1 pseudogene is annotated in these 747 nt (G+C 43.9%); it reads left to right on the forward strand.

Annotated features, from left to right (window positions below):
- Positions 1 to 62 precede the first annotated feature (62 nt).
- Positions 63 to 747, forward strand: a pseudogene (locus AC4GME_RS17230) (2-nitropropane dioxygenase); the annotation flags it as partial.

The following is a 747-nucleotide window of genomic DNA, read 5'->3' on the forward strand; positions in this document are numbered from 1 at the left end:
CAGCCGAAACATAACGATCAAGAGCAAAATAAGCAGGGCTCCTGCTTTGTATAGGAACAAATATGTCAGTTTTAAGTTTTAACAAGCAAAATCAGATCAACTGGGCTTGGAAAGTAGATTCACAAAAAATAGACAGCAGTGAAGTTGCCATAAAAAATGCCTTAATGGATATTGAAAACCCTATTTATCTTGCACAAAACGGTGCTGGTGTCGGTATCACTCAGAGCGTTGCAGACACAGGTGAGCAAGCTGTTTTAGCTTTCGCGCAGGCAGTTAACTGTGAAGATCTCGGCGATCCTGCTTTTAAGAAACAGCATAAAGTAAAATACGCTTATCACGGCGGTGCGATGGCCAACGGTATTGCCTCGGTTGAACTGGTGGTGGCGTTAGGTAAAGCCGGTTTTTTATGCTCATTTGGTGCGGCGGGTTTAGTGCCTGATGTGATTGAAGATTCGATTAAACGTATCCAGACAGAGTTACCAAACGGTCCATTTGCAGTGAACTTAATTCATGCACCCAGCGAAGAGGCATTAGAATCTGGCGCGGTGGATATTTTCTTAAAACTCGGTGTTGATACGGTTGAAGCATCGGCGTATTTGGCGCTGACTGAGCATATTGTTTACTATCGTTTAGCGGGATTATCTGAAAATAGTGACGGCAGCGTGAATATCGGTAATAAAGTGATTGCTAAAATTTCGCGCACCGAAGTGGCCAGTAAATTTATGTCGCCGGCGCCGCAAAAGCTAG

Source organism: Psychromonas sp., assembly GCF_983033635.1.